General features: G+C 68.5%; 21 protein-coding genes and 1 pseudogene. 7 read left to right on the top strand and 15 right to left on the bottom strand.

Annotated elements, in window-relative coordinates; translation table 11 throughout:
• The first annotated feature begins 39 nt into the window (after positions 1-39).
• The 4 genes from BN118_RS11460 (at position 40) to BN118_RS11445 (ending at position 6,454) form a co-directional block, all read left to right on the top strand.
• Positions 40-1,860: a methyl-accepting chemotaxis protein gene (locus BN118_RS11460; RefSeq protein WP_014905857.1), complete on the top strand. Its 1,821-nt coding sequence runs from the start codon at positions 40-42 to the stop codon at positions 1,858-1,860.
• A 120-nt stretch (positions 1,861-1,980) separates the two neighbouring features.
• Positions 1,981-3,600: a methyl-accepting chemotaxis protein gene (locus BN118_RS11455; protein WP_014905856.1), complete on the top strand. Its 1,620-nt coding sequence runs from the start codon at positions 1,981-1,983 to the stop codon at positions 3,598-3,600.
• 178 nt (positions 3,601-3,778) lie between these two features.
• Complete coding sequence (locus tag BN118_RS11450; RefSeq protein ID WP_014905855.1) at positions 3,779-5,221, top strand: methyl-accepting chemotaxis protein; 1,443 nt, start codon at positions 3,779-3,781, stop codon at positions 5,219-5,221.
• A 216-nt stretch (positions 5,222-5,437) separates the two neighbouring features.
• Positions 5,438-6,454 (top strand): IS110-like element IS1663 family transposase, encoded by a 1,017-nt coding sequence (locus BN118_RS11445; RefSeq protein WP_014905421.1) that lies wholly within the window; start codon positions 5,438-5,440, stop codon positions 6,452-6,454.
• Between the two features lie 54 nt (positions 6,455-6,508).
• Here BN118_RS11445 and BN118_RS11440 read toward each other — a convergent pair whose 3' ends face one another.
• From BN118_RS11440 to BN118_RS11430, 3 genes are all read right to left on the bottom strand, one after another.
• On the bottom strand, positions 6,509-6,952 hold the full coding sequence (locus BN118_RS11440; RefSeq protein WP_047122782.1) for a YchJ family protein: 444 nt from the start codon (positions 6,950-6,952) through the stop codon (positions 6,509-6,511).
• 64 nt (positions 6,953-7,016) lie between these two features.
• Positions 7,017-7,289, bottom strand: a complete 273-nt coding sequence (locus tag BN118_RS11435; protein WP_003810239.1) for a GNAT family N-acetyltransferase — start codon at positions 7,287-7,289, stop codon at positions 7,017-7,019.
• Positions 7,286-8,233, bottom strand: a complete 948-nt coding sequence (locus BN118_RS11430) for a 3-hydroxyacyl-CoA dehydrogenase NAD-binding domain-containing protein (protein ID WP_010930706.1) — start codon at positions 8,231-8,233, stop codon at positions 7,286-7,288. Before BN118_RS11430 ends, BN118_RS11435 begins: the two co-directional genes overlap by 4 nt.
• A 181-nt stretch (positions 8,234-8,414) precedes the next feature.
• On the opposite strand from BN118_RS11430, the gene BN118_RS11425 reads away from it, so the two are divergent.
• Complete coding sequence (locus BN118_RS11425; RefSeq protein WP_014905853.1) at positions 8,415-9,809, top strand: amidase family protein; 1,395 nt, start codon at positions 8,415-8,417, stop codon at positions 9,807-9,809.
• Between the two features lie 22 nt (positions 9,810-9,831).
• Here the strand turns inward: BN118_RS11425 and BN118_RS11420 are convergent, their stop codons facing one another.
• The 8 genes from BN118_RS11420 to BN118_RS11385 all read right to left on the bottom strand — a co-directional run bounded on the left by BN118_RS11420 (position 9,832) and on the right by BN118_RS11385 (position 18,275).
• Complete coding sequence (locus BN118_RS11420) at positions 9,832-10,227, bottom strand: hypothetical protein (protein WP_003810249.1); 396 nt, start codon at positions 10,225-10,227, stop codon at positions 9,832-9,834.
• Positions 10,224-11,483, bottom strand: coding sequence for a glutamate-5-semialdehyde dehydrogenase (locus tag BN118_RS11415; protein WP_010930708.1), 1,260 nt, complete (start codon positions 11,481-11,483; stop codon positions 10,224-10,226). The genes BN118_RS11420 and BN118_RS11415 overlap by 4 nt, the downstream gene beginning before the upstream one ends.
• 121 nt (positions 11,484-11,604) lie before the next feature.
• A complete protein-coding gene (gene holA / locus BN118_RS11410; RefSeq protein ID WP_003818514.1) occupies positions 11,605-12,660 on the bottom strand; it encodes a DNA polymerase III subunit delta in 1,056 nt (351 codons plus the stop codon).
• 2 nt (positions 12,661-12,662) lie between these two features.
• Positions 12,663-13,322 carry an LPS-assembly lipoprotein LptE gene (locus tag BN118_RS11405; RefSeq protein ID WP_003810254.1) on the bottom strand — a complete coding sequence of 220 codons (660 nt, stop codon included), beginning with the start codon at positions 13,320-13,322 and terminating at the stop codon, positions 12,663-12,665.
• Positions 13,323-13,337: 15 nt separating this feature from the next.
• On the bottom strand, positions 13,338-15,995 hold the full coding sequence (gene leuS / locus BN118_RS11400) for a leucine--tRNA ligase (RefSeq protein ID WP_014905852.1): 2,658 nt from the start codon (positions 15,993-15,995) through the stop codon (positions 13,338-13,340).
• A gap of 77 nt (positions 15,996-16,072) precedes the next feature.
• Positions 16,073-17,206 (bottom strand): MFS transporter, encoded by a 1,134-nt coding sequence (locus BN118_RS11395; protein ID WP_014905851.1) that lies wholly within the window; start codon positions 17,204-17,206, stop codon positions 16,073-16,075.
• Complete coding sequence (locus tag BN118_RS11390) at positions 17,203-17,715, bottom strand: MarR family winged helix-turn-helix transcriptional regulator (RefSeq protein ID WP_003810260.1); 513 nt, start codon at positions 17,713-17,715, stop codon at positions 17,203-17,205. Before BN118_RS11390 ends, BN118_RS11395 begins: the two co-directional genes overlap by 4 nt.
• A 122-nt stretch (positions 17,716-17,837) precedes the next feature.
• Entirely contained in the window at positions 17,838-18,275 is a 438-nt protein-coding gene (locus tag BN118_RS11385; protein WP_019247822.1) for an HU family DNA-binding protein, read from the bottom strand.
• A gap of 276 nt (positions 18,276-18,551) precedes the next feature.
• Between BN118_RS11385 and BN118_RS11380 the strand changes: the two genes are divergently transcribed.
• Positions 18,552-19,502 (top strand): IS481-like element IS481 family transposase, encoded by a 951-nt coding sequence (locus BN118_RS11380; RefSeq protein WP_010930208.1) that lies wholly within the window; start codon positions 18,552-18,554, stop codon positions 19,500-19,502.
• Here BN118_RS11380 and BN118_RS11375 read toward each other — a convergent pair.
• A pseudogene (locus tag BN118_RS11375) lies at positions 19,502-19,861 on the bottom strand (tripartite tricarboxylate transporter substrate-binding protein); the annotation flags it as partial. The gene BN118_RS11380 and the pseudogene BN118_RS11375 overlap by 1 nt on opposite strands.
• Between BN118_RS11375 and BN118_RS11370 the strand changes: the two are divergent.
• A complete protein-coding gene (locus tag BN118_RS11370) occupies positions 19,800-21,593 on the top strand; it encodes a SulP family inorganic anion transporter (protein WP_014905850.1) in 1,794 nt (597 codons plus the stop codon). The pseudogene BN118_RS11375 and the gene BN118_RS11370 sit on opposite strands and share 62 nt — an antisense overlap.
• A 113-nt stretch (positions 21,594-21,706) precedes the next feature.
• On the opposite strand, the gene rpmG is transcribed toward BN118_RS11370, so the two are convergent.
• The 3 genes from rpmG to BN118_RS11355 all read right to left on the bottom strand — a co-directional run bounded on the left by rpmG (position 21,707) and on the right by BN118_RS11355 (position 23,742).
• The gene (rpmG, locus tag BN118_RS11365; RefSeq protein ID WP_010930711.1) at positions 21,707-21,874 is read right to left on the bottom strand and encodes a 50S ribosomal protein L33; all 168 of its coding nucleotides are present in this window, start codon (positions 21,872-21,874) and stop codon (positions 21,707-21,709) included.
• Positions 21,875-21,937: 63 nt separating this feature from the next.
• Positions 21,938-22,174, bottom strand: a complete 237-nt coding sequence (gene rpmB / locus BN118_RS11360) for a 50S ribosomal protein L28 (RefSeq protein ID WP_003810297.1) — start codon at positions 22,172-22,174, stop codon at positions 21,938-21,940.
• Positions 22,175-22,542: 368 nt separating this feature from the next.
• Positions 22,543-23,742 (bottom strand): multidrug effflux MFS transporter, encoded by a 1,200-nt coding sequence (locus BN118_RS11355; RefSeq protein ID WP_014905849.1) that lies wholly within the window; start codon positions 23,740-23,742, stop codon positions 22,543-22,545.
• Positions 23,743-23,798: the final 56 nt, after the last annotated feature.

Raw genomic sequence — 23,798 nt, 5'->3', positions numbered from 1 at the left:
CCCCTCGAGGAGCGCGTGTTCGATGGAAAGCGGATAAACATGTGGTCGAATTTGAAGGTACGCACCTGCATCACCCTGGTGCTGGGCCTGTTTCTGGTGGCAATGCTGGTGTCCAACGGAATGGCCTGGCTGGGCATGAGCTCGAGCAACGACAAGCTGGAGCGCGTCAATAACGCGTATTCGAACCAGGCCGTGCCGGCCTACGACGCCTACGTCATGCTGTTGCGGGCGCGGCTGAACATAGTCTCGTCGATGATGGACCTGCAGGAAGGGCGGTTGAAGGAGTCGGCCGATACGCTGGCGCATGCGCAGCGCCAGGCCGGCGAAGCGCGCGAGCGCTTCGAGGTTTTCCTGGCGGTGGCCAAGGCTTCGTCGGGCGCCGACCGGGTCGGCGCGGTGGAGACGGCGTTCCATGCCTACCTGGAGGTGGCGGCGCGCCAGATGGAGGCCATGCAGAACCAGAGGTTGGGCGAGTTCGTGCAGCTCAACCCGTCCGCGCAGCGCCTGAACACCGCTTTCGATACGGCGGCGTCGGCGTACCTGGACCGGATCGACACGGACACCGACGCGCTGGTGGACGATGCGCGCGCCGAACACCTGCGCGCCAATACGGTAACCCTGGTGTTGATTGTCCTGGCGCTGGCGCTGTGCGCCGGCTGCGGGGTGTTCATCGGCCGCGCCGTGCTGCGCCCGCTCAAGGAAGCCGGCCAGCACTTCGACAGGATCGCCGCGGGCGACCTGACCGCGCGGGTGGACGTGCGCAACAGCAACGAGATCGGCCAGCTGTTCGCCGGCCTCAAGCGCATGGAGGAAAGCCTGACGCGTACCGTCGCGGCGGTGCGCCGCGGGGTGGACGAGATCAACGTGGGTTCGCGCGAGATTTCGGCCGGCAACACGGACCTGTCCAGCCGCACCGAAGAGCAGGCGGCCTCGCTGGAAGAGACCGCGGCCTCGATGGAGCAGCTGGCCTCGACGGTCAAGCAGAACGCCGACAACGCGCGCCAGGCCAACCAGCTGGCGGGAGTCGCCTCGGACGTGGCCGAGCGTGGCGGTTCGGCGGTGTCCGAGGTGGTGACGACGATGCAGGACATCTCGGCCAGCTCGCGCAAGATCTCCGAGATCGTGTCGGTGATCGACGGGATCGCGTTCCAGACCAATATCCTGGCGCTGAACGCGGCGGTGGAAGCGGCGCGCGCGGGCGAGCAGGGCAAGGGTTTCGCGGTGGTGGCGGGCGAGGTGCGCTCGCTGGCGCAGCGCAGCGCCCAGGCGGCCAAGGAGATCAAGGTGCTGATCGAGGATTCGGTCGGCAAGGTCGGCACGGGTTCGCAGCAGGTCGAGCGCGCCGGCGCGACGATGCAGGAGATCGTGGCCTCGGTCAAGCGGGTGACGGACATCATGGGCGAGATCTCGGCGGCCTCGGAAGAGCAGTCCAGCGGGATCGAGCAGGTCAACCGCGCGGTGTCGCAGATGGACGAGGCGACGCAGCAGAACGCGGCGCTGGTGGAAGAGGCCGCGGCGGCGGCCGGCTCGCTGCAGGAGCAGGCGCAGCGCCTGGCCGAGGCGGTCTCGGTGTTCAGGATCAACGCCGGCGAGGTGATCGACGTATCGGCGCGCCAGCTGGCGCAGCAGCGCCAGGCGCCGCGCGTGGCGGCCGCGCCGGCCAGCGCCGCGGCGCCCGAGGCGCCGCCCGAACCGGCGCCGCGGCTGGCGCGTCCGGCTGCGCGCGCGGACGTGGCGGCCGAGGCGGCCAGCGTGCGCCGGCCCGCCCGCCGGCCGGCCGCGACCGAGCCGGCGGCCCGGACGACGGCCGCGCCGTCGCGCCGCCGTCCGCCGGCCGATGATGATTGGGAGTCGTTCTGAGCCCCATGGGGCGAAATGGCGGCCGGATAGTTCTGTTTGGCGGTTTTTGCAGTGGCAGCACAGAGCCGGAGCGCCAGGCGGCGCTTCGCATGATGACCTACGTAAGAGACGATACAGGCAATGTTCGCGAATCTGAAAGTGCGTACCGGGCTGTTGTTGGCGCTAGTGGCGCTGGCATTGGCGGCATTGGTTTCCATCGCGTTGGGGTGGGAAAGCGTCCGGGAGGGCTCGCGCTCCCTGCATGCGCTCGATAGCGTGAGCGTGCAGCAGGGCAGCCTGCTCAAGGACGCCTATGCGCAGATGTTGCGGGCCACGATTCGCGCGGACATCGCGGCGGTGCAGCGGCGCGGCGACGCCGCCGGCACGCTGGAGAACGAGCGCACCGTCAAGCAATTGATGGGCGAAGCCAAGGCCAGGATCGAAGCGTTTCGCAAAGTTCCCAAGCTGTCCGAGCTGGGCCGTTCCATGGAAACCGGCCTGACCAGCAGCTTCGGCAGCTTCGCCGCCTCCCTGGATGAAATGATGGCGGCGCTGGAGCGCAACGACGACGCGGCCTACCTGCAGCTGAAGAATGTGAAGGCAGGGCAGGCCAGCGCCGCCTTCGCCGCCCGGCTGGGCGAATTCTCGACCAACCTGGACAAGCTGAGCAGCGAGACGCTGGCCGCGCACGAGACGCGCGAAACCATCATGCTTTATGTGTACGCGGCCTTGCTGCTGTTGATCGTGGGCGTGATCGCGGGCAGCTATCTGTACATGACGCGCGCGGTGGTGCGTCCGCTGCAACGCGCCAGCCAGCAATTCGAGCGCATGGCCGCCGGCGACTTGAGCGCGCGCATCGAAGGCAACTCCCGCAATGAGATCGGAGCCTTGCTGACGGCGCTGCGCCATATGCAGGAGAGCCTGACGCGTACCGTCGCGGCGGTGCGCCGCGGGGTGGACGAGATCAACGTGGGTTCGCGCGAGATTTCGGCCGGCAACACGGACCTGTCCAGCCGCACCGAAGAGCAGGCGGCCTCGCTGGAAGAGACCGCGGCCTCGATGGAGCAGCTGGCCTCGACGGTCAAGCAGAACGCCGACAACGCGCGCCAGGCCAATCAGCTGGCGGCCAGCGCCTCGGACGTGGCCGAGAGCGGCGGTTCGGCGGTGTCCGAAGTCGTCAGCACGATGGACGGGATTTCGGCCAGTTCGCGCAAGATCTCCGAGATCGTGTCGGTGATCGACGGGATCGCGTTCCAGACCAACATCCTGGTGCTGAACGCGGCGGTGGAAGCGGCGCGCGCGGGCGAGCAGGGCAAGGGTTTCGCGGTGGTGGCGGGCGAGGTGCGCTCGCTGGCGCAGCGCAGCGCCCAGGCAGCCAAGGAGATCAAGGTGTTGATCGAGGACTCGGTCGACAAGGTGGGCACGGGCTCGCAGCAGGTCGAGCGCGCCGGGGCGACGATGCAGGAGATCGTGGCCTCGGTCAAGCGGGTGACGGACATCATGGGCGAGATCTCGGCGGCCTCGGAAGAGCAGTCCAGCGGGATCGAGCAGGTCAACCGCGCGGTGTCGCAGATGGACGAGGTGACGCAGCAGAACGCGGCGCTGGTGGAAGAGGCGGCCGCGGCGGCCGGTTCGCTGCAGGAGCAGGCGCAGCGCCTGGCCGAGGCGGTCTCGGTGTTCAAGATCAATACCGGCGAAGTGATCGAAGTGCCGGCGCACCAATTGTCCGGCTACGCGGCGCCCCTGGTCGCGCAGTCCTGACCCGCGCCCTGGCGCCGCGGCCGGGTGGCCGCGGTCCGGGCCATCCGTCCGCCAGGACGGGAAAGCGGCGATCCGCCGCGGCCAGCGCCGCGCCGGATCGTCTTTTTACAGGCAGCGGCCGCGCGGGCGGCCCGCATGTCCGAGATGTGTAGTTCAGCAGTTCCACAGGAGACTGGCAGTGCGCGTTAACCTCCCGATATATGACGTAGAGACCAAGCTGCGCGAGGACCAATACCTGATCTCGCGCACCGACACCAAGGGGCGGATCGTCTACGCGAACCCCGCCTTCGTCGAGGTCAGCGGCTTCGAGCGCGACGAACTGATCGGCAAGGCGCACAACCTGGTACGGCATCCCGACATGCCGCCCCAGGCGTACGAGGACCTGTGGCGCACCCTGCAGGCCGGGCAGTCCTGGCTGGGGGTGGTGAAGAACCGCCGCAAGGACGGCGGTTTCTACTGGGTGCTGGCCAACGCCACGCCCATCTATGAGGATGGCGAGGTGGTCGCCTATTCGTCGGTGCGCGTCAAGGCCAGCGACGAGCAGATCGAGGCCGCCGAAGCCGCCTATGCGCAGTTGCGCGCCGGCACGCTGCGTGGCCGGCGCCTGTGGCGCGGCCAGGTGGTGCCCACCGGCTGGCGGCGGGTGCTGGCCGCCGCCGCGTTTCCGTTGCGCGGCGGGCTGAGCGCGCGCATGCTGCGCCAGTCGCTGCTGGCGGCGCTGGGCGTGCTCGCGATGCAGTGGCGGTTGCGCGGCGCGGTGCTGCGCACCATGGAAGGCGCGGCCGACATGGCGCGTCAGGTGGCCGTCGGCAACCTCACGACGCAGATCGGCAGCGACGCCAACGACGAGGTCGGCAAGCTGGCGTTCTCGCTGGACGTGATGCGCAAGAACCTGGTCGGCATCGCGCGCGGAAACCAGGAGCTGTCGGCCCGCACCGACGACCAGAGCGCCTCGCTGCAGAACACGGCGGCCAGCATGGAAGAGCTGACCTCCACCGTGCGCCAGAACGCCGACAACGCGCGCCAGGCCAATGACCTGGCCGCGCGCAGCATGGACGTGGCGCGCCGCGGCGGCGACGCCGTCGGGCGGGTGGTCGACACCATGCACGGCATCTCGGACAGCTCGCGCAAGATCGCCGACATCGTCAATATCATCGAGGGCATCGCCTTCCAGACCAACATCCTGGCGCTGAACGCGGCCGTGGAAGCGGCGCGCGCCGGCGAGTCCGGCAAGGGCTTCGCCGTGGTCGCCGGCGAAGTGCGCAGCCTGGCCCAGAAGAGCGCCCAGGCCGCGCGCGAGATCAAGGACCTGATCGAGGACTCGGTCAGCCGCGTCACCGAAGGTTCCCTGCAGGCCGAGCAGGCCGGCGCCACCATGCAGGAGATCGTCGACGCGGTGCGCGGCGTCACCGACATCATCGGCGAAATCTCGGTGGCCTCGCAGCAGCAGGCCAGCGGCATCGAACAGGTCGACGAGGCCGTCTCGCAGATGGATGGCATGACCGTGCAGAACTCCGGCCTGGTGCAGCAACTGGGCAACACCGTGGCGCAACTCGGCCAGCAGTCGGCCGCGCTGCGCGAAACGATACGCGTGTTCCGGATGGCGCGCGAGCAGGGCTGAGGGTGCCGTCGGGTGCCGTCGGGTGCCGCTGGGAGCCTTGTATCTTTCCTCCGGTGGTGATTAGCTATCACCACCGCGCGCCGATGACCGCGAGTTGGTGCCCAAAGCGAGGACTTTGTGGGACAGATAGCGGCTCGGCAGCGCACTGCTGGGCCGGCGAGACACTGGACGGTATCGTAGGGCGAGGACCCTGTATGTACAAGGCAAGTGGGCGCAGTGGCTGACAGCAGTTTGTTATCTGCAGGAGGCCAAGTCCATGTTTTCATAGGTATTGATGTATCAAAGGCCAAGCTGGATTGCACGTTGCTGACGGCTGAGGCTGACAAGCATAAGACCAAGGTGGTGGTCAACACCGCCGCGGGCGTACAAGCCCTGCTGGCGTGGTGCGCCAAACACGGCGCACAGCCGGCGCAGTTGCACGCCATCCTGGAGCCTACGGGTCTGTATCACGAGCAAGCGGCCACGGCGCTGCCCCAGGTCCGGGTCTCTTTGGTCAATCCCGCCCAGGCCCGGGACTTTGCCAAGGCCTTGGCGCTGCGCTCCAAAAATGATGCGCTCGACAGCTACGTGCTGGCTCGCTATGGACAGACGCTGAGCCCGGCGCTGTGGCACCCGGCGCCCTTGCATGCGCGTCAACTGCGCGCCTTGTTGACGCGACGCGAGGCGCTGAGCAAGGATCTGTTGCGTGAGCTCAATCGCAAAGAGAAGAGCCAGTTCAGCCCCTCGGCGCCCTTGGTCGATGGTTCCATCGACAAGGCCATCGCGTTCTTGCGCGAACAGATCAAACAAATCGAGCGGGCGATCGATCAGCACATCGACAACCACCCCGACCTCAAGCAAGACTGCGAGCTGCTGAACTCCATCCCCGCCATCGGGCCTCAGGCCGGCAACGCCATCCTGGCCGTCATGCACAATCGGCATATCGACTCCGCCCAGAGCCTGGCCGCCTATCTCGGGGTGGTCCCTGTGCAGCGCCAATCCGGCAGCAGTCTGAACAGCTGCGCACGCCTGTCCAAAGCCGGCCCCTCCCAGGTGCGCGCCACGTTATACATGGCGGCCCTGGTTGGGACCCGCCACAACCCCCACATCCGCGCCCTTTACCAGCGCCTGCTCAAAGCAGGAAAAAGCAAAAAGGCCGCGCTGGGCGCGGCCATGAGAAAACTGGTGCATCTGTGCTTCGGGGTCCTCAAAAACCGCATCCCCTACCAGCCCAATTACGCCATGAACGGTTGACTGCCAAGACGGTATCTGTCCCCGCAGGGGACTGGCACCTGCATGACGGCGCCGTCAGCGGATGTCGCCGTCCACGTAGTACCAGCGTTGCTCTTCTTTGACGAAGCGGCTCAGCTCATGGAGGCGCGTGGCGCGGCCGGCCTGGCGCAGGCGGGCGACGAATTCGACGGTGGCGTGGGTGTCGTCCTGTTGCTGGCTGGCCTTGATTTGCAGGCCCAGCCATTTGACGTCGGCGGCGTTGGGTTCGAGCTCGGACGGGCGGGTGTCCGGATGCCAGGTCTGCAGTAGATAGTCCAGCTGATCGAGCACGAATGCGCTGTAGCGGGAGCGCATCAGCGATTCGGCATCGGGAGCTTGCAGGAACAGGGCGCCGGCGTGCCAGCGGCCGCAGCAGTCGGGGTAGGCGCGCGGTTTGCCGCAGGGGCAACCGGCCGGGGATGAAGGGTTCTTTTTTACGGCGTCATTGTGGCAGGCGGCAGGCGCGGTTCGGGGCGCGATGCGTGGCGCAGGCGCGGCGGGCGGGGCTTTCCCGCCTGGCCGCGCGCATGCGGGTTCGCCGCGGTCAGGCCTGCAGGTCCTGGTATTCGGGGTGGCGTTTCAGGTAGACCGCCGCGTAGGAGCACTGCGGGACGACTTTCCAGCCGCGTTGGCGGGCGGTGTCCAGGGCGGCGCGCGTCAGCTCGGCGGCGATGCCGCGGCCGCCGACCGGGGCGGGAACGCCGGTGTGCACGATGGTCATGATGTGGTCGCGCAGGACGTAGTCCAGCTCGCAGCGCTGGCCGTCGACGGTGGTTTCAAAGCGGGACTGGGTTTCGCGATGCGCGATGTCGCTCATGGATGGGGGCTTCCTTGTTGGCGAAGAATGGCCAGGATGGCTGTCAGTTGTGCGTCGCGCGTGGCGCTCAGCTCGGCGATGGAGCGCTGGCCTGCTTCCGCGGCGACGCCCTGGATCAGTTTACGCTGCAATGCGGGTGTGAGTTCCGGCTGGCCCAGGTCGTCCCACCAGGTCTGGACGGGGCCCCGCAGGTGGTCGAGGAAGTGGGCGAGCCCGCCTTCGCCGCCGCCCAGGTGGAATGTCATGTGCGGGCCGTACAGGGCCCAGCGCAGGCCGGGGCCCTGGGTGACGGCGGCGTCGATGTCGGCGACGAGGTGGATGGCTTCGCGCCACAGGGCCGCCTGCAGGCGGTTGGCGACGTGTCCGGGGATTTCCTTGTCGATGCGGATGGGGTATTTGCCCAGGCTGCGGTAGAAGGCCATGGCGCGTTCGATCGCGGCCGGGGCGGTCTGCCTGCCGGCGACGACTTCGACCAGCGGGATCAGGTGCGGCGGATTGAAGGGATGCCCGATGACGCAGCGCTCGGGGTGCCGGCAGCCGGCCTGCAGGGCGCTCATGGGCAGCCCGGAGCTGCTGGAGGCGATGATGGTGTGCGGCGGCAGGGCGGCGTCCATGCGGGTGAACAGGTCGGCCTTGAAGTCCGGGCGCTCCGGCGCATTCTCTTGCACGAAGTCGGCGTCCCGCAAGGCCTCCTGCAGATCGGCGTCGAACCGTACGGCGTCGGGATCGGCGCCGTCCTGGATGGCGCCGGCGGCGGCCAGGGCCGGCCAGATGTCGGCGATGCGCCCGCGCAGCGATTCGGCCGCGCCGGGCGCGGGGTCGGTGACGGTGACGCGCAGGCCGCGGGCGGCGAACAGGGCGGCCCAGCTTGCGCCGATGGTGCCGGCGCCGACGACGGCGACGCGGGCAATGGGCGGGGAAACGACGTGTTCGGGCGGGTTCATGTCGGGCTCCGGGCGTAGGCGTGCGCCGCGCACGGGCGCACGCGCCTATCTTGGGCGCGTCGGCGACGCGGCGCAAGCGGGCGCTGGACGGCGGCGGCACGCCGGCGCTATGGTGGAGCGCAGCGACCGCCGCGTCCGCAGCGGTCGGGGCGCGTCATGCACGCATCGAGGAGGAGTTCCTGTGAGTCAGCTCTGGCGCATGTCGGCAAGCGATTTGGCGCAGGCGATCCGCGCCCGCGAGGTGTCGGCGCGCGCCGCGGCCGAGGCGGCCTTGCGGCGGCTGGATGAGGTCAATCCGCGCCTGAATGCCGTGGTGGACTGGCGTCCCGACGAGGTGCTGGCCCAAGCCGATGAGATCGATGCGGCGCTTGCGCGCGGCGATGATCCCGGGCCCCTGGCGGGAGTGCCGGTGACGGTCAAGATCAATATCGACCAGGCGGGCTTTGCGACCAGCAACGGCGTCGCGTTGCAGAAAGACGTGATTGCCCAGGCCAACAGTCCGGTGGTGGACAACCTGCGGCGCGCCGGTGCGGTCATCCTGGGGCGCGCCAATGCGCCAGCGTTCTCGCTGCGCTGGTTCACGTCCAATCTGCTGCATGGCCGCACGCTCAATCCGCGCAATGCGGCCCTGACGCCGGGCGGCTCTTCGGGCGGCGCGGCCAGCGCGGTGGCCGCGGGCATAGGCCAGTTGGCGCACGGCACGGATATCGCCGGCTCGATCCGCTATCCCGCCTATGCCTGCGGGGTCCATGGGCTGCGGCCTTCGCTGGGGCGCGTGGCCGCGTACAACGCGGCTTTGCCGGAGCGCTCGCTGGGCGGGCAGATTACCGCGGTGTCCGGGCCGCTGGCGCGCACGGTGGCCGATCTGCGCCTGGGGCTGGCCGCGATGGCGGCCAGGGACGCGCGCGACCCGTGGTGGATGCCGGTGCCCCTGGAGGGGCCGCCGGCGCCGCGCCGGGCCGCGCTGTGCGTATCGCCGGACGGGCTGGAGACCCAGCCGGCGGTGTGCGCGGCGCTCTACGAGGCGGCGGCGCGCCTGCGCGACGCGGGCTGGCAGGTCGAGGAGACCGGCGCCATTCCGCCGCTGCAGGAGGCGGCCGATCTGCAGATCCGCATGTGGCTGGCCGACGGCTACGAGGCGCTGCTGCGCGCCGCGCAGCAGGAGGGCGACCCCGGCGCGCTGGTGGCGCTGTGCGGCCAGCAGGAGGCGGCGCGGGCGCTCGATCTGCCCGGGTACACGGCGACCCTGACGCGCCGGGCGACGCTGACGCGCCTGTGGCAGCTGTTCTTCGAAGACTATCCCGTGCTGTTGCTGCCGGTGTCGGCCGAGCCGCCGTTTGCCGACGACCTGGATTTGCAGGGCGCCGATGCATACCGGCGCGTCTGGCGCGCCCAGCTGACCCAGGTCGGCCTGCCGTTCATGGGATTGCCGGGGCTGGCCCTGGCGATGCCGGGCGTGGGCGCGGCGCCGCTGGGCGTGCAGGTGGTGGCGGCGCGTTTCCGGGAAGACCTGTGCCTGGCGGCGGGCGCCGATATCGAGGCGCGCGGCGCGCCGGTGACGCTGGCCGGACCTTGAGGCCGCGGCCCGGCGGCGTGGCCTACATGCCCAGCAGCAGCATGGCCCACAGGGAGATCATGGCCAGCAGGCCGAGCCAGCAGGCGCCCCAGAAGCCGATGATGGGCCATTTGACGTCCAGCGGCACACGCTTCGGATCGACATGCGCCAGCTGCTTGTTGGCATGGCCGATCAGCCACCACTTGGTGCGCGGAAAGGCCAGGCGCAGGAAGTAGTCCAGCATGATCGAAGCCTGGATCGCGAACGGATATTGCTTGAACGGCCGATGCTGCAGCAGCGGGTGGCGCAGCTCCTCGTTGGCGCGGCGCGCCTTGAACAGGAACAGCACCAGGCCGCTGATCGTGCAGGTGATGAAGCACAGGACGAACAGGCTGAACAGGAAGGTGACGGTTTGAGAATACATGCCGGCCTGCATCATGCGCGCACCTGGCCTTCGCCGTTGAGCACCCATTTGAGGGTGGTCAGGCCTTCCAGACCGACCGGGCCGCGCGCATGCAGGCGGTTGGTCGAGATGCCGATTTCCGCGCCCAGGCCGTATTCGAAGCCGTCGGCAAAGCAGGTGGGCAGGTTGACGTACACCGAGCTGGAGTCCACTTCGCGCTGGAAGCGCTGCGCCGCCGACAGGTTTTCGGTGACGATGGCGTCGGTATGGCCGGAACCCCAGCGCGAGATGTGGTCCATGGCTTCGTCGATCGTGTCGACCACGCGCACCGCCAGGATGGGACCGAGGTACTCGGTGGCCCAGTCGGCGTCGTCGGCCGGTTTGCCCTCGGGCAGCCATTGGAGCGCGCGCGCGCAGCCGCGCAATTCGACGCCGTGCTCGCGCAGCGCCTGGCCCAGCGCGGGCAGCAGGCGCTGCGCCACGTCGGCGTGCACCAGCAGGGTTTCCATGGCGCCGCACACGCCGTAGCGATAGGTCTTGGCGTTGAAGGCGATGTCGTGCGCCTTGGCGAGATCGGCGGCCGCGTCCACGTACACGTGGCAATTGCCGTCCAGGTGCTTGATCAGCGGCACGCGCGCCTCCTGCGCCAGCCGGCTGATCAGGCCCTTGCCGCCGCGCGGCACGATCACATCGACGTGTTCGGTCATGGTGACCAGCTTGCCGACGGCAGCGCGGTCGGTGGTGTCGATCACTTGCACGGCGGCCGTGGGCAGGCCGGCGGCCTGCAGGCCCGCCTGCACGATGCGCCCGAGCGCCACGTTGGAGTGCAGCGCTTCGCTGCCGCCGCGCAGGATGGTGGCGTTGCCGGATTTGAGGCACAGCGCGGCGGCGTCGATGGTGACGTTGGGGCGCGATTCGTAGATGATGCCGATCACGCCCAGGGGCACGCGCATCTGCGCCACGCGCATGCCGTTGGGCCGCACGCTGGTGGCGGTAATGCTGCCGCCCGGATCGGGCAGGGCGGCGATCTGGCGCAGGCCCTCGGCCATCAGCTCGATCGAGCGGTCCGAGAGGGTCAGGCGGTCGAGCAGGGCGGCTTCGAGTCCGTTGGCGCGCGCGGCGGCCACGTCCTTGGCGTTGGCGGCCTGCAGTTCGGCGCGCTGGGCCAGGATGGCCTCGGCCATGGCCAGCAAGGCCTGGTTCTTGGCGGCGCCGGTGGCGCGCATCATGGCGCGCGAGGCGGTGCGGGCCTGTTCGCCCACGGACTGCATATAGGTTTCGATAGAGGACATGGCTGCGTTCTGGTCTTGTAATGTCTGGCCGGCGGCTGGCCGGCATGCATGGCTGAAGTTTAGCCCGACCGATGCGCGGGGCGGGCCGGTCGGCGGGACGGAGGTGGCGGCCAGGCCGCCTTCACGGTCGGGCGCCGGCCGCGGCCACGCGCAGCGCGAGCCGGGTCATTTCTTCCCAGGGATCGGCCAGCCGGCCCGGTACGCTCAGGCCTTTGATCAGGCGATCGACTTCATGGGCGTGCTGCACGGCTGCCGGCCATGCGCCGGGTGCGACCCGGCCCAGCGCTTGCAGCGCAAGCCGTTCGTGGGCGCCGAAAATGCGCAGACGGCGCATCAGTGCGCCGGCGTCCTGGCCTTGCTGGCGCGCCTGCGCTACGCGCGCCAGCAGGCGGATTTCCTCGCCGACCGCCCACAGCACCAGCGGCAGGGCTTCGCCCTCGGCGCGCAAGCCGTCGAGCATGCGCACCGTGCGCGCCGTGTCGCCGGCCAGCATGGCGTCGCGCAGCCCGAAGACGTCGTAGCGCGCCACGTTGAGCACGGCGCGCTCGACGTCCTCGGCGGCCAGCTGGCCTTCCGGATAAAGCAGCCCCAGCTTCTGGATTTCCTGGTGGGCCGCCAGCAGGTTGCCCTCGACCTTGTCGGCCATCCATTGCAGCGTGGCGGTGTCGGCGCGCTGGTTCTGGCGCCCCAGGCGCATGCCAATCCATGCCGGCAGGCGGCCGCGCTCGACGTTGGCGATGTCGGCCATGACGCCGCCGCGCGCCAGCGCCTGGGCCCATTTGCTTTCGCGCGTGGCCTTGTCCAGGCGGGGCAGGGCCACGACCACGAGCGTGTCGGCGTCGGCCTGGTCGCGCGCCTGGTCGGCCAGCCGGGCCAGCATCTCGCCGCCGCTCTTGCCGGGCTTGCCGGTCGGGATTTTCAGTTCCAGCAGGCGCCGGTCGCCGAACAGCGAGACGCTTTGCGTGGCGGCCGCCACCGCGCTCCAGTCGCTGCGCGCGTCCATGACCATGGAGGTGCGGTCGGTGTAGCCGGCCGCGCGCGCCGCCGCGCGGATGGCGTCGGCGGCCTCGGTGACCAGCAGCGGCTCGTCGCCCGATACCGTGTACAGCGGCGCCAGCCGGCCCCCCGCGCGTGCGAGGTGGCTGGCCAGGGCGTCGCTGTCCAGGGGCGCAGCCATCGTCAGGGCGTGTCCATGCCGGGGTAGGCGTTGGGGGTGTTCCAAGGCGACGGCTGGCTGGCGGGCGTGGCCTGGTTGGGGTCGTAGACCGGCGCGTCGGGATCCAGCGTGCCGGCCGCCGCCCTGGCGGCGGCTTCGTGCACGTCGGGGGCCGTCAGGCGACGCAGCAGGCGGTTGACCAGCTCTTTTTCCATCGACTGGTACAGCGCGTCGATCTGGCCCTGCTTGGCCTGCACGACCTGGTCGTCATACGGCATTTCGCGATAGATCGACATCGTGGTGTCGGGCACCAGGGCATTGCCCTTGGCGTCGATCAGGCGGAACGTGTAGTCGATGCCCAGTTCGTATTCCTCGACCCGGCCCTGCGCATTGAGCGAAACCTCGCGCAGCGTACGGTCGGTGTTGACCTGCTGCAGGATGGCCTGCGCGTCCTTGCTGGTCGGCACCTGGCGGGTATTCGGCGAGGCGGCGCGCAGCGCGCGCCGCACGTCCGCGCCGAAGCGCGTGTTGTCGGGAATGCCGACATACAGCGTATCGAACGGCAGGGGCGTGACGCCGCGCATGGTGAAGCCGCAGCCGGCCAGCAGCATGAGCATCGCCAGCGCGATGCCGCGCGGCCAGGTCAGGCGGGGAAAATGCAGGAAGTGCCCGGCGAAGTTCATGCTTGTGGACCTCTGTCAGCCTACGACGTTGACCAGCTTGCCCGGCACGACGATGACGCGCTTGGGCGGACGGCCTTCGAGAAAGCGCGCCACTTCTTCCTGGGCGGCGGCGATGCGCTCGATGTCTTCCTTGGGCGCCTTGGCGGCAACCCGGATCGAGCCGCGCAGCTTGCCGTTGACCTGCAGCATCAGCTCGATCTCGTCGGCCACCAGGGCGGCCTCGTCGACGTGCGGCCAGGGCGCGTTCAGCAGGTCGCCCAGGTGCTCGGCGTAGCCGAGATCCTGCCACAGGTGCCAGGTGATGTGCGGCACCACGGGGTACAGCACGCGCAGCAGCAGGCCGAGGGTCTCGGCGCGCGCGGCATCGGCGGCGGGGCCTTCGGGCAGGGGCGCGTCGTCGATGGCGTTGAGCATTTTCATGCAGGCCGACACGACCGTGTTGTACTGGATGCGCTGGTAGTCGTAGTCGGCCTGCTTGAGCAGCCCGTAGACCTCGCGGCGCAATTCCTTGACGGGGGCCGGGGCCTGCGCCCAGTCGGCGCCGGTGGCCAGGCCGCGGCCGACCGCCTCGCGCTGCGCGTAGCCCAGCGCCCACAGGCGGCGCAGGAAGCGGTTGGCGCCCTCTACCCCGGAGTCGGACCATTCGAGCGTCTGCTCGGGCGGGCTGGCGAACATGACGAACAGCCGCGCCGTGTCGGCGCCCAGGGTGTCGATCAGCGACTGCGGGTCGATGCCGTTGTTCTTGGACTTGGACATCGTGCCCACGCCGCCGTAATTCACTTCGGAGCCGTCGCGCTGGAGCTTGGCGCCGACGATGGCGCCCTTGGCGTCGTAGACGTTGTCGACTTCCTCGGGCCAGAAGTATTCGATGCCGCCCTGCGGCGTCTTGCGCGAGTAAATGTGGTTCAGCACCATGCCCTGGCACAGCAGCTTGGTGAAGGGCTCGTCGAAGTTGAGCAGGCCCAGGTCGCGCATGACCTTGGTCCAGAAGCGGGCGTACAGCAGGTGCAGCACCGCGTGCTCGATGCCGCCGATGTACTGGTCCATCGGCATCCAGTAATCGTTGCGGGCGTCGACCATGGCCTGGTCGTTGTCCGGCGACGTGTAGCGCATGAAGTACCAGGACGAGTCCACGAAGGTGTCCATGGTGTCGGTTTCGCGGCGCGCGGGCTTGCCGCAGCGCGGGCACGAGCACGACAGGAAGGCTTCGTTCTTGGCCAGCGGGTTGCCCGAGCCGTCCGGGATGAGGTCGTCGGGCAGCACCACGGGCAGGTCCTGCTCGGGCACGGGCACCGGGCCGCAATCGGCGCAGTGGATGATGGGGATGGGCGTGCCCCAGTAGCGCTGGCGCGAAATGCCCCAGTCGCGCAGGCGCCAGGTGGTCTGTTTCTCGCCCACGCCCTGGGCCGCCAGGTCGGCGGCGATGGCGTCCACGGCGGCCTGGTAGGCCAGGCCGTCATATTTGCCGGAGTTGACGGTGCGGCCGGCCTGCTTGTCGCCGTACCATTCCTGCCAGGCGTCGGTGGAGTAGGTCTTGCCTTCCAGCGCGACGACCTGGCGGATCGGCAGGCCGTACTTGCGCGCGAAGGCGAAATCGCGCTCGTCGTGCGCCGGCACGCCCATCACGGCGCCGTCGCCGTAGGTCATCAGCACGTAGTTGCCGACCCAGACGTCGATTTCCGCGCCGGTCAGCGGGTGGGTGACGGTCAGGCCCGTGGGCATGCCTTCCTTTTCGCGCGTGGCCATCTCGGCCTCGGTGGTGCCGCCCAGCTTGCATTGCTCGACGAAGGCGGCCAGCGCCGGATTGGACTGCGCGGCATGGGTGGCCAGCGGGTGCTCGGGCGCTACCGCGCAGAACGTCACGCCCATGATGGTGTCGGCGCGGGTGGTGAACACATACAGCTTGCCGTCCTGGATCAGCTTGCCGTCGGCGCCGGCGATGCGGTGAGGGAAGGCGAAGCGCAGGCCCTCGGACTTGCCGATCCAGTTCTCCTGCATCAGGCGCACGCGCTCGGGCCAGCCCGGCAGGTTGGTGCTCACCTGGTCCAGCAGTTCTTCGGCGTAATCGGTGATGCGCAGGTAGTAGCCGGGGATCTCGCGCTTTTCGACCGGGGCGCCCGAGCGCCAGCCGCGCCCGTCGATGACCTGTTCGTTGGCCAGCACCGTCTGGTCGACCGGATCCCAGTTGACGACCTGGGTCTTGCGGTAGGCGATGCCTTTTTCCAGCATCTTCAGGAACAGCCACTGGTTCCACTTGTAATACTTCGGGTCGCAGGCGCACATTTCGCGCGACCAGTCGATGGCCAAGCCCATCGCCTTCATCTGCTTCTTCATGTAGGCGATGTTGTCGTAGGTCCACTTGGCCGGCGGTACCTTGGACTTGATGGCGGCGTTCTCGGCGGGCATGCCGAAGGCGTCCCAGCCCATCGGCATCAGCACGTTGTAGCCGCGCATGCGCAGCTGGCGCGCCATCATGTCGTTGATGGTGTAGTTGCGCACGTGTCCCATGTGCAGCTTGCCGCTGGGGTAGGGCAGCATGGAGCAGGCGTAGAACTTGGGTTTTTCCGACCCGTCGGGGTTCTTGGCGTGCTCGTGCACCAGATAGGCATCGCGGGCCTGCCAGGTTTGCTGGGCGGCTGCTTCGACGGAGTTGGGTTGGTAGCGTTCCTGCATGGACTCGTGCGAAAAAATAGGTAACGGACCGCGCCCGGCAGGGCGCGGGCGGTCAAAACCATCGATTATAGGAGGTGCTAGGCGATCGCAGGGGCCGGCGTGGTTTCCGGGATGCGCGCCGACCTCGCCAGGCACCCGTACAGCAGGGCGGCCAGCGAGGTCAGCGCGCCGCCCAGGAAATACGAGGTCATGTAGCCGGCGGTCAGGCGGCTGCGCGCCTCGGGCCGCAGGCGATAGATGGCGCTCTGGTTGGTGACATGGACCGCCTGGATCGCCAGGTCCAGGGCCAGTACGCCGGCCAGCAGGGGCGCGACGTGGTGGGCGCCCCAGGCCAGCAGCGGCCAGGAGGCCAGCAGCAGCAGGCCCTGGCGCGTCGAGCGGTTGCCCTGGCCACGGTCGTTCAGGCGGCCGAACCGGTTGGCGCCATAGGCGCCGATGGCGCCGGCCAGGCCGAACAGCCCGATGGTGGTATTGGAATAGCCGTAGTTCGGGCCGGACAGCAGGAAGGTCAGCGGCGTCCACAGCATGCTGAACGCGGCGAACAGCAGCGCGCCGAGCACCGAGCGGGCGCGCAGCAAGGGCTCTTGCGCGTAAAGCTGGACGATCGAGGCCAGCAGGCGCGGATAGCTCAGCCTCGTCGGGTTGACCGAGCGCGGCAGCACGCGCCACAGCGCCATCGACATCAGCAGCATCAGGATGGCGGCCACCCAGTAGACGGTGCGCCAGCTGCCGAGATCGGCCAGCGCGCCGGCGATGGTGCGCGCCAGCAGGATGCCCAGCAGCAGGCCGCTCATGACGGCCCCGACCACTTTGCCGCGTTCGTGCGGTTCGGCCAGGGTGGCGGCAAACGGCACCAGGACCTGCGCCACGACGGACAGCAGGCCGGTCACGGCGGTGCCCAGCATGAGCCAGCCGATGCCGGGCGAGAAGGCCGACAGCAGCAGGCCCACGGCCGACAGGGCGGTCATCAGCGCGATCAGGGTGCGCCGCTCGTAGAGGTCGCCCAGCGGCACCAGCAGGATCAGGCCCACGGCATAGCTGAGCTGGGCCACGGTGACGATGGCGCCGGCCGTGGCGGTGGTGAGGGCGAATTCGGCGCCGATGGTATGCAGCAGCGGCTGGGCGTAATAGTTGCTGGCCACGGCCAGGCCGGTGGCCACGGACATCAGCAGGACGATGGGCGCGGTCAGGCGCGCGCGCGCAGGGCTCATTGCGGGATGCCTCCCGGCGTCGTGCGGTCGTGTTCGGCCAGCAGGCGCTTGAGTAGGCCCGCCAGCTGGCGGCGCTCGGTGGCCGACAGGGGCGTCAGCAGGGCGTCGATCGCCTCCAGGTAGTCGGCCAGGATCTGCCGGATGGTGCGCAGGCCCGCGGGCGTGAGCGAGACAATGACGCCGCGCCGGTCGTCCGGGTTGGGGCTGCGCGCGATCAGGCCGCCCTGTTCGAGTTGATCGAGCCGGTGCGTCATGGCGCCGGAGGAAAGCAGCAGGGCGGCGGTCAGTTGCTGCGGCGACAGCGCATGCGGGGCGCCTGCGCGATACAGCGTGGCCAGCAGGTCGAACTGTCCCTGGTGCAGGCCGGCGGCGCGAAACAGCGGCTCGATGCGCCGCAGCGCGGCGGTATTGAACCGGAAAATACGCGCCAGCACGGCCATGGACGAGACGTCCAGGTCGGGGCGTTCGTGCGCCCATTGGGACAGCACCAGGTCGACGTGGTCTTTCATTATTGTCTTGACGTAAAGTATCTTTATATCAAGATAAAAGCGGCCCGGTCAAATCGCCGCCGCATAAACGAAGAGCCCGCCGGTGCGGCGGGCTCTGCGGTTTGACCTGAGACGTCAGGCGCTTACTGCGCGGCGTCCTTCAGCTTCTTCAGGGGACGAACCTTGACCTTCACCGAGGCGGGCTTGGCCGGGAACCAGCGCTCTTCGCCGGTGAACGGGTCCTTGCCGAAGCGCTTGGCCTTGGCGGGAACCTTCTGCACGGCGACCTTGAACAGGCCGGGCAGGGTGAATTCGCCAGCGCCCTTCTTGTCGACCGAGGCGAGCACCGAGCTTTCCAGGCCAGCCAGCACGGCCTTGACCGACTTGGCTTCCACGCCGGTGTTCTCGACCAGGTAGGCGATCAGTTGCGACTTGTTCAGCGCTTCCTTGATGGGGCGCACTGCGGCGGCCGTTTTCTTCACGGCGGGTTTGGCGGGAGCCTTCTTGGCGGGAGCCTTGGCAGGAGTCTTGGCGGCGGTCTTCGTGACTTTCTTGGCAGGCGCTTTTGCTTTGGTAGCCATGGTCAAAATCCGTAGTAGTGAGGATATGGAGGCAGCGTGTTCGCCGGATATTCGATGAACAACACCTCGCGCCCGATGATAGCGGAAACTCGCGCCGCTGCATGCGTTCAGCGCCGCGCAGAGGTACAGGTTGTTGTTTTCAGCGCAACGAATGCTTGCCGACGCTGGTTTTCCCTAGCTGTGAAGATTCAATAGGTTGTATGCATGGTTCATCCGAACCGGATTTGAGAAACTGGAAATCGCCGATCCCCCAGTTCACTCAAGGAGCCCGGCCGGATGAACACCCATAAGCATGCCCGATTGACCTTCCTACGTCGACTCGAAATGGTCCAGCAATTGATCGCCCATCAAGTTTGTGTGCCTGAAGCGGCCCGCGCCTATGGGGTCACCGCGCCGACTGTGCGCAAATGGCTGGGCCGCTTCCTGGCTCAGGGCCAGGCGGGCTTGGCCGATGCGTCCTCGCGCCCGACGGTCTCGCCCCGAGCGATTGCGCCGGCCAAGGCGCTGGCTATCGTGGAGCTGCGCCGCAAGCGGCTGACCCAAGCGCGCATCGCCCAGGCGCTGGGCGTGTCAGCCAGCACCGTCAGCCGCGTCCTGGCCCGCGCCGGTCTGTCGCACCTGGCCGACCTGGAGCCGGCCGAGCCGGTGGTGCGCTACGAGCATCAGGCCCCCGGCGATCTGCTGCACATCGACATCAAGAAGCTGGGACGTATCCAGCGCCCTGGCCACCGGGTCACGGGCAACCGACGCGATACCGTTGAGGGGGCCGGCTGGGACTTCGTCTTCGTGGCCATCGATGACCACGCCCGCGTGGCCTTCACCGACATCCACCCCGACGAGCGCTTCCCCAGCGCCGTCCAGTTCCTCAAGGACGCAGTGGCCTACTACCAGCGCCTGGGCGTGACCATCCAGCGCTTGCTCACCGACAATGGCTCGGCCTTTCGCAGCCGCGCCTTCGCCGCGCTGTGCCATGAGCTGGGCATCAAGCACCGCTTTACCCGACCTTACCGCCCACAGACCAATGGCAAGGCCGAACGCTTCATCCAGTCGGCCTTGCGTGAGTGGGCTTACGCTCACACCTACCAGAACTCCCAACACCGAGCCGATGCCATGAAATCCTGGCTACACCACTACAACTGGCATCGACCCCACCAAGGCATCGGGCGCGCTGTACCCATCTCCAGACTCAACCTGGACGAATACAACCTATTGACAGTTCACAGGTAGCCGGCTTCGCCGAAGGTCGGCACGTCGGGCAGGGCGCTGACGCGCTTGGGCGCGGCCACGGCCAGGGCGCGCAGCTTGCCGGCCTGGATGTGCGGGATGGACGACGGCAGATTGTCGAACTGCGCGTTGACCTGCCCGGCGATGGTGTCGTTGAGCGCCGGCCCCGAACCGCGATAGGGCACGTGGACCATGTCGGTGCCGGTCAGCGACTTGAACAGCTCGCCGTCCAGGTGCGAGATGCTGCCGGTGCCCGACGAGGCATAGCTGTACTTGCCCGGGTTGGCCTTGACCAGGGCGATGAATTCCTTGAGCGTCTGGGCCGCGATCTTGGGGTTGACGGTCATGACGTTGGGCACGCTGCGCGCGGATGCGCAGGCGGGTTTGCTGGGGGCGCTGCTGGTGCTGCCGCAAGGGGTGGCCTTCGCCATGCTGGCCGGCCTGCCGCCCGAATACGGGCTTTATTCGGCCATCGTGCCCTGTATCGTCGCGGCGCTGTTCGGCTCCAGCCGGCATGTGCTGTCCGGCCCGACCAACGCCAACTCGCTGGCGCTGTTCGCCGTGCTGGCGCCCTTGGCGCTGCCGGGCAGCCCCGGTTATATCCAGATGGCGCTGGCGGTCACCATCCTGGTCGGGGTGATGCAGCTGGCGGTCGGCCTGCTGCGGCTGGGCTCGCTGGCCAATTTCATTTCACCCTCGGCGCTGTTCGGCTTCACCAGCGGGGCGGCGCTGCTGATCGCCGTGCATGCGCTCAAGGATGCGCTCGGGCTGGAAGGCGTGCAGGCGCACTCCGCCGGCGCGGTCCTGGCGGCAGTGGGCAGCCGGCTGGGCGAGGCGCACTGGGGCGCCAGCGTGGTCGCGCTGACGACCATCATCGTGACGCTGCTGGTGCGGCATTGGGATCGCCGCAAGCCGCACATGCTGGCCGGCCTGGCGGCCGGCACGTTGCTGGCGGCCGCGCTCAACGCCGGCGTGTTCACCGCGGCGGGCCAGCCGATTTCGGTGCTTGGCGGTCTGGCGCAGCCGTGGCCGCCGTTTCATGTGCCGGCCGTGCAATGGAGCGTGCTGCCTGATCTGGTGGGCGTGGCGGTGCCGCTGACCATCGTCGCGCTGGCGCAATCCATCTCGATCGCCAAGGCGGTCGCGATGCGCTCCGGCCAGTTGATAGACGCCAACCGCGAGTTCATCGGCCAGGGCTTGTCCAATGTCGTGGGCGGACTGTTCTCGTCGTACCTGTCATGCGGTTCGCTCAATCGTTCGGTGCCGAATTACGAGGCGGGCGCGCGCACGCCGATGGCGGCGGTGTTCGCGGCCTTGCTGCTGGTCTTGCTGGTGCTGGTCAGCAGCCCGGTTCTGGCGCTGATTCCGCACGCGGCCATCGCCGGCCTGCTGATCGTGGTGGCCTGGTCGCTGCTGGACCTGCCGCGCTGGCGCGTGCTGGTGCGCATCGCGCCGCGCGAGGCGCTGATCGCCGCGGCGACGCTGGCGGCCACCGTGACGATCCGCATGGAGATCGCCATCCTGCTGGGCACGCTGCTGTCGCTGACTGCCTACCTGTACCGCACGGCGCGGTCCGCCATGCGCCCGATGGGCTTCGATGCCGCCGATCCGCAGCGCCATTTCGCGGTGCTGGAAGGGCAGCCCGGCGAATTGCCGGAATGCCCCCAACTGAAACTGCTGCGCATGGAGGGGTCGGTGTATTTCGGCGCGGCCACGCATGTCACCGACCGCCTGCAGGCGCTGCGCGCCGGGGCGAGCGCCGGACAGCGCCACCTGCTGGTGATGAGCAAGAGCATGAACTTCATCGACCATGCCGGCGCGCAGGTCTGGGAGGAAGAATTGCGCAGGCGGCGGGCGGGCGGCGGCGATCTGTATTTCCACCGGCCGCGCCCCGAGGTGCTGCGCGACTGGCGCCGCTCGGGCTTCATCGACCGCCTCGGCGCCGACCACATCTTCCCCGACAAGGCGACCGCCATACATACCATCTACGAGCGGCTGGATCCGGAGATCTGCCGCGGCTGTACGGCGCGCATCTTTACGGAGTGCGGCCCGCCGGGCACGGCGCACCAGCCCGGCGCCGAGCGCGCCGAATGAGCCGGCCCGCCGGGCCGGGGCCTGCCGCGGCGGGCCTTGCCAAATAAAACGGCCCCGCCCTGGCGGGGCCGTTCACCATGGCGCGCGCACGCGCCATGCCAACGCAAGCCGAATTACTTCAGCTTGGTCTCTTTGTAGTCGACATGCTTGCGAGCGACGGGATCAAATTTCTTGATCAGCATCTTTTCGGGCATGTTGCGCTTGTTCTTGGTGGTCGTGTAGAAGTGGCCCGTGCCGGCAGTCGACTCGAGCTTGATCTTTTCGCGGATATCTTTGGCCATGTCGTGCTCCTGGGGTGTAGTGTTGGCGGCTAATGTCTAGGGGACTGGGGGCGGTAGCCCTGCTCAGACCGCTTCGCCGCGGGCACGCAGGTCGGCCAGGACGGCGTCGATGCCGTTCTTGTCGATCGTGCGGATGGCTTTTGCCGTCACGCGCAGGCGCACCCAGCGGTTTTCGCTTTCGACCCAGAACCGGCGCGATTGCAGGTTGGGCAGGAAGCGGCGCTTGGTTTTGTTGTTCGCGTGCGAAACATTGTTGCCCACCATCGGGCCTTTACCGGTCACTTGGCATACGCGTGCCATGGATGCACCTCTCAGGGTTGTTCTAGTCCGCGGCGCGTCGGGAATCGGTGACCGGGTATTTGCCGCAAGGTGCTGCGCCGTGGCCTGTGGCCGACTCGGCGCCCGGGGCGGGACCCCGGCCTTGCCACCCAGTATCTGGATGGGGTCCGCGAGATGGCCGATCGGTGCCTGCCGCGTCGCGGGGTTGAACCACCGAAACGCGTGCGGCAAGCCGTAAGCCACCTCAGGACCTGTGCTTATACCCCGTTGCCTATCCCGCGTGTGTTCACTGCGAGACGCAAATTATGCACACGGCCACAAAGCATAGTGGTTGTGCACGGGAAACTTCAAGTCAAGACGACAAGTCTACTACGAAAACCCAAGGAAAATCAAGCAGGTCTGCGCGCCATGCGGCCGAACTGCCACGACAGGCAGGCCGAGCCGGCCAGCACCGCGGCCAGCGGCAGCACGCTTTCGGCCGGCCAGATGCTGATGATCAGCCCGGCCAGCGCGCCACAGGACAGCTGCAGCGTACCCAGCAGGGCCGATGCCGCGCCCAGGCGCCGGCCCTGTTCCGCCAGCGCCAGGGCGGCCGAGTTGGGGTTGACGAAGCCCTGGCTGAACATATAGCCCATCAGGCAGGCCATCAGCAGCGGCAGACTCATCAGCCCGAGCAGGGCCAGGGCCAGGGCCAGGGCGCTCAGGCTGGCCACCGCCAGCGCGACCTGGGCGCGCTGCTGCAGGGTGGCCGGCGCGGACTTGCGCAACAGCCGGGCGCTGATCTGCGAGCCGACGATCAGCGCGGCCGCGTTGGCGCCGAACAGCAGGCCGTAATACTGGGGCGCTATGCCGTACAGCTCGATGAAAATGCGCGGCGAGCCGACGATGTAGGCGAACATGCCCGCCTGGCCCATGCCGCCCGCCAGGCTGTGGCCCATGAAGCCGCGGTGCGCCAGCAGGGCGCGGTAATTGCTCAGGATGGTGCCTGCCCGCAGCGGCAACACGCGCTCGGGAGCCAGCGTCTCCTTCATCGTCAGCGCCACGGCCAGCAGCAGCGCCAGGCCGCCGGCGGCCATCAGCCAGAATAGGCTGCGCCAGCCGACGAAAGCGAGCAATTGTGCGCCGGCCAGCGGCGCCAGGATCGGCGCCAGGCCCATGAGCAGCATCAGCAGCGACATGGCGCGCGCGGCTTCCTGGGTCTCGTAGTGGTCGCGGATCACCGCGCGCGGGATGACGACGCCGGCCGCGCCGCCCAGGGCCTGGGCCACCCGACACGCCGTCAGGGTCTGGATGTCGCCGGCCAGCGCACAGCCCAGCGAGGCCAGCACGTACAGGATGAGCCCGCCCATCATGGGCAGCTTGCGGCCGTAGCGGTCGGCCAGCGGGCCATAGATGATCTGCGCCCCGGCCATGCCGATCAGGTATGCCGCCAGGGTCCGCTCGACTTCGCCGCGTTCGACGCCCAGGCCGGCGGCGATCGACGGAAAGGCCGGCAGGTACATGTCGATGGAAAAAGGGCCGATGGCGGTGAGCGCACCCATGAGGATGAGCCAGCCCGGCATGCTGCGGGAAATGGTTTGCGGGGGCATGGGAGGGGCGGTGCGCGGCGACGGCGTACAGGGCCGTGCGAGCGTTATTGCATGGT

Source organism: Bordetella pertussis 18323, from assembly GCF_000306945.1.
Taxonomy (GTDB): Bacteria; Pseudomonadota; Gammaproteobacteria; order Burkholderiales; family Burkholderiaceae_B; genus Bordetella; species Bordetella pertussis.
The sequence above is the reverse complement of the archived record's forward strand: the minus strand, read 5'-3'. Positions and strand labels throughout refer to the sequence as shown.